The sequence below is a fragment of the Neobacillus niacini genome, assembly GCF_048572935.1.
Taxonomy (GTDB): domain Bacteria; phylum Bacillota; class Bacilli; order Bacillales; family Cytobacillaceae; genus Neobacillus; species Neobacillus niacini.
On sequence record NZ_CP183883.1, the window covers coordinates 3,307,501 to 3,312,500 of the forward strand.

General features: G+C 42.8%; 2 protein-coding genes and 2 rRNA genes (2 of these 4 only partly in view). 3 read left to right on the top strand and 1 reads right to left on the bottom strand.

Annotated features, from left to right (window positions below):
• Window positions 1-880: the 5' portion of a ring-cleaving dioxygenase gene (locus ACN6MT_RS16340; protein ID WP_419887091.1), read on the bottom strand. It extends 98 nt beyond the left edge of the window; the window shows 880 of its 978 coding nt (coding positions 1-880); it begins with the start codon at window positions 878-880; its stop codon lies beyond the left edge, outside the window.
• 304 nt (window positions 881-1,184) lie between these two features.
• On the opposite strand from ACN6MT_RS16340, the gene ACN6MT_RS16345 reads away from it, so the two are divergent.
• The 3 genes from ACN6MT_RS16345 to ACN6MT_RS16355 all read left to right on the top strand — a co-directional run.
• A complete protein-coding gene (locus ACN6MT_RS16345; RefSeq protein WP_419887092.1) occupies window positions 1,185-2,405 on the top strand; it encodes a DUF438 domain-containing protein in 1,221 nt (406 codons plus the stop codon).
• Window positions 2,406-2,761: 356 nt separating this feature from the next.
• Window positions 2,762-4,360 (top strand): 16S ribosomal RNA (locus ACN6MT_RS16350).
• A gap of 189 nt (window positions 4,361-4,549) precedes the next feature.
• Window positions 4,550-5,000, top strand: a 23S ribosomal RNA gene (locus ACN6MT_RS16355); it runs 2,486 nt beyond the window's last position.
• Together the 16S and 23S rRNA genes form the textbook arrangement of a ribosomal RNA operon.

Sequence of the window (5,000 nt, forward strand, 5' to 3'; positions counted from 1 at the left end):
ATAGTTTTTCGCCGAGGGTTTCATATGCTTCATCTCCCATAAATCCAGGACCATCTGTTGCAAATTCAAATAAGATTTGAGGTGCTACTCTAGAGTATAAAGAGCCGAAAAAGTAGCGATCGACAAATCCAGATGTTTGGAATCCGAAGCTGCGCATTTGTTGATCCCATTCTTCTAAAACTGAACGATCTTCAACCCGGAATGCTGCATGGTGAACCGTTCCGAATCCTTGTCGCGCCTGCGGTAGAACCGCATTGTATTCAACTACTACCTGTGCTCCACTCCCACCTTCGCCTACATCGAATAAATGAAAGGCTCCTTCTTGAGCAATCTCTTTAAAAAACAGTACTTTTTCCATCATTTCTTTAAAGTAATCAAAATTAGCAATTCGTACAAAAATTGGACCTAACCCGGTTATCGCATACTCCAAAGGAACTGGACCATTTTGCCAAGGTACGCCTGCCGCAACTCCTTCATTATTTTCATCTGAGATCAATTGGTATTGTTGATCATCAAAATCAACAAAAGAAAGTGTTTTTTTACCAAATTGCACTTTAATTCCAGCATGGGTTATGTTCAATCGGTCAAAACGCTTCACCCAATAATCAATTGCTGCGTCACTAGGCACACGGAAGGATGTTTTTGAGATTTCATTTGTTCCATGAACACCCTTAGGAATTCCAGGAAAATCAAAAAATGTCATATCGGTTCCTGGGCTACCTGTGTCGTCAGCGAAAAATAAGTGATAGGTTTGAATATCATCTTGATTTACTGTTTTCTTAACAAGGCGCATCCCTAATACATAAGTGAAAAATTCATAATTCTTCTCGGCGCTGCTTGTTATCGCAGTTACATGGTGTATCCCTTTTAAGTGGTTCAAGCTTATTCCTCCAAATAGTATCTTTTCGTTTGTTTTTCCTTTTAAAGTCCAATACACTCCAAAGGTAAGGATGATAACTGATATCTTGAAGTTGTTTATCTTTAATTCGAGATAAATATAACATGGATAAATACTACTGTCAATTTCTCTGTTTAAAATTCGTTCTTAAATTTATCACATTTATAAAGTTTATTTCTGTACCAATGATGTTAATCACAAACAGATTTTTTAAAAGGTGTTATTTTATGTATGAGATTCATTATCAATATCATTTAAACAGAGCAACTAGCGAAGGAGAATACTAATGAGTGAAATAATTAATAACCGTGAACAACAAACGACAACTACAAATAAACGACAAGCGATATTAAAACAAATTTTTAAAGATCTCCATGCCGGAAAAAATGTTAAAGAAGTAAAAGCACATTTTGATGCGTTTATCGGAAAAATTACCATAGATGAAATCTCGCAATTACAGCATGATTTTGGAGATCTTTCAGTAGAGGAAATGCACCGGTTACATGCTAAGCATACTGAAATTTTTAAAGGAGCAATCGAAGAGGTAGAAAAAATGAATAAGCCAGAGGAACAACCAGGCCATCCGATACACACCTTTAAATTGGAAAATAATGAATTAGAAAACTTGGTAAATAATCAACTTAAAGTCCATCTGGACCAGTTTGAGTTGGAAGATAGTCAAGAAAACGTACTTTCCCTTTTAGAAGATATCAATTTACTGCTCGATATCGATAAACACTATAGCAGGAAAGAGAATTTAATATTCCCTTATTTAGAAACATACGGCATATATGGTCCAACAAACAATATGTGGCGGATAAATGACTTCATCCGTGATGCTATAAAAGACGCACGGAAAAAATTAGCTTCTTATAATGGGGACAAACATGCCGTAATTGAAGTTATAAATTTTGTCATACAAGAAGTTATTACCATGATCTACAGAGAAGAAAACATTCTTTTCCCGATGGCATTGAACAATTTTACAGAAGATGAATGGGTTAAAATTGCACGGGAAAGTGATGAAATTGGATATTGCCTAATTGCGCCTACAGAGGTTTGGAAGCCTGAAAGACATGCGTTGGATGAGAAAGCCATCTCAGAAGGGTACATTAAGATGGAAACAGGATTATTATCATTAAAGCAACTAGAACTGCTATTAAACCATTTACCGGTAGATATCACGTTCATTGATCAAGATGATGTGGTCCGTTATTTCTCTCATGGAAAAGAAAGAATTTTTGCTCGTACAAAGGCGGTTATAGGTCGGACCGTTCAAAACTGCCATCCACCAAGAAGTGTACATGTAGTGGAGGAACTGTTAGCTGACTTTAAAGCAGGCAGGAAAGATACAGAAGATTTCTGGATTAAGTTCCGTGATAAATATGTATATATTCGCTATTTTGCTGTTAGGGATGAAAATGGCGTATATATAGGTACACTTGAATTTACACAAAATATTAATCCAATCAAAGCGATTGAAGGGGAAAAAAGGATAATGTCATAATGAAAGAGCAAAAAGGGCGCGTGGGATCTCCCCGCGTTCTTTTAAATCTCAAGTCTATGCTTACATTTGCATATATAATATAAATTTAGTGTTTAAAGGTTGACTTGGAAAATATTACTATTGAATCGGATGCGATTGAGGTGTTATTATATAAAAGTTCCCTTCGAGAGCAAGTCAATAATTAGAAAAAAAACGATTAATATTGACTTCCATGAAGTGAATATAGTATTATATTTCATGTTGCTATTAACCTAGCAAATTTGTTCTTTGAAAACTAAACAAACAAGAACGTTAACAAAAAATATTAGTTTCTTCTATTAGAAACTAGCCAACGTAACAAATGAGCTAAATCAACTTTCTTGGAGAGTTTGATCCTGGCTCAGGACGAACGCTGGCGGCGTGCCTAATACATGCAAGTCGAGCGAATCTTGAGGTGCTTGCACCTCTTGGTTAGCGGCGGACGGGTGAGTAACACGTGGGCAACCTGCCTGTAAGACTGGGATAACTTCGGGAAACCGGAGCTAATACCGGATAATCCTTTTCCTCTCATGAGGGAAAGTTGAAAGTCGGTTTACGCTGACACTTACAGATGGGCCCGCGGCGCATTAGTTAGTTGGTGAGGTAACGGCTCACCAAGGCGACGATGCGTAGCCGACCTGAGAGGGTGATCGGCCACACTGGGACTGAGACACGGCCCAGACTCCTACGGGAGGCAGCAGTAGGGAATCTTCCGCAATGGACGAAAGTCTGACGGAGCAACGCCGCGTGAGCGATGAAGGCCTTCGGGTCGTAAAGCTCTGTTGTTAGGGAAGAACAAGTACCGGAGTAACTGCCGGTACCTTGACGGTACCTAACCAGAAAGCCACGGCTAACTACGTGCCAGCAGCCGCGGTAATACGTAGGTGGCAAGCGTTGTCCGGAATTATTGGGCGTAAAGCGCGCGCAGGCGGTCCTTTAAGTCTGATGTGAAAGCCCACGGCTCAACCGTGGAGGGTCATTGGAAACTGGGGGACTTGAGTACAGAAGAGGAAAGCGGAATTCCACGTGTAGCGGTGAAATGCGTAGAGATGTGGAGGAACACCAGTGGCGAAGGCGGCTTTCTGGTCTGTAACTGACGCTGAGGCGCGAAAGCGTGGGGAGCAAACAGGATTAGATACCCTGGTAGTCCACGCCGTAAACGATGAGTGCTAAGTGTTAGAGGGTTTCCGCCCTTTAGTGCTGCAGCTAACGCATTAAGCACTCCGCCTGGGGAGTACGGCCGCAAGGCTGAAACTCAAAGGAATTGACGGGGGCCCGCACAAGCGGTGGAGCATGTGGTTTAATTCGAAGCAACGCGAAGAACCTTACCAGGTCTTGACATCCTCTGACACTCCTAGAGATAGGACGTTCCCCTTCGGGGGACAGAGTGACAGGTGGTGCATGGTTGTCGTCAGCTCGTGTCGTGAGATGTTGGGTTAAGTCCCGCAACGAGCGCAACCCTTGATCTTAGTTGCCAGCATTCAGTTGGGCACTCTAAGGTGACTGCCGGTGACAAACCGGAGGAAGGTGGGGATGACGTCAAATCATCATGCCCCTTATGACCTGGGCTACACACGTGCTACAATGGATGGTACAAAGGGCTGCAAGACCGCGAGGTTTAGCCAATCCCATAAAACCATTCTCAGTTCGGATTGCAGGCTGCAACTCGCCTGCATGAAGCCGGAATCGCTAGTAATCGCGGATCAGCATGCCGCGGTGAATACGTTCCCGGGCCTTGTACACACCGCCCGTCACACCACGAGAGTTTGTAACACCCGAAGTCGGTGGGGTAACCTGGGGCAAAACTTAACCTCTTATTAGAATTATAGGAAGTTAAGTTTTGCCCTAGGGGCCAGCCGCCTAAGGTGGGACAGATGATTGGGGTGAAGTCGTAACAAGGTAGCCGTATCGGAAGGTGCGGCTGGATCACCTCCTTTCTAAGGATAATGCAGTCCTTGTGGACTGATAAAAACGTTGATGGTTACTTGTTTGTTTAGTTTTGAGAGTGCAATCTCTCTATCAAATTCGTTCTTTGAAAACTAGATAATCGTAAGAAGAAGTCAAAGTAAAACCGAGAATCGCCACATTAGTTTTTCTCTCTTATTTATTAAGAGTATAACCATTTAGGTTAAGTTAGAAAGGGCGCACGGTGGATGCCTTGGCACTAGGAGCCGATGAAGGACGGGACTAACACCGATATGCTTCGGGGAGCTGTAAGTAAGCTTTGATCCGGAGATTTCCGAATGGGGGAACCCACTGCTCGTAATGGGGCAGTATCTTTACCTGAATACATAGGGTATTGAAGGCAGACCCGGGGAACTGAAACATCTAAGTACCCGGAGGAAGAGAAAGCAAACGCGATTCCCTGAGTAGCGGCGAGCGAAACGGGACATAGCCCAAACCAAGAGGCTTGCCTCTTGGGGTTGTAGGACACTCAACATGGAGTTACAAAGGAACGGGGTAGATGAAGCGATCTGGAAAGGTCCGTCATAGAAGGTAAAAACCCTGTAGTTGAAACTTCGTTCCCTCCTGAGTGGATCCTGAGTACGGCCGGACACGTGAAATCCGGTCGGAAGC

Excerpts from the sequence above, each read along its gene's own strand:
- ACN6MT_RS16345 (WP_419887092.1), top strand. The coding sequence starts at position 1,185 with ATGAGTGAAATAATTAATAACCGTGAACAACAAACGACAACTACAAAT.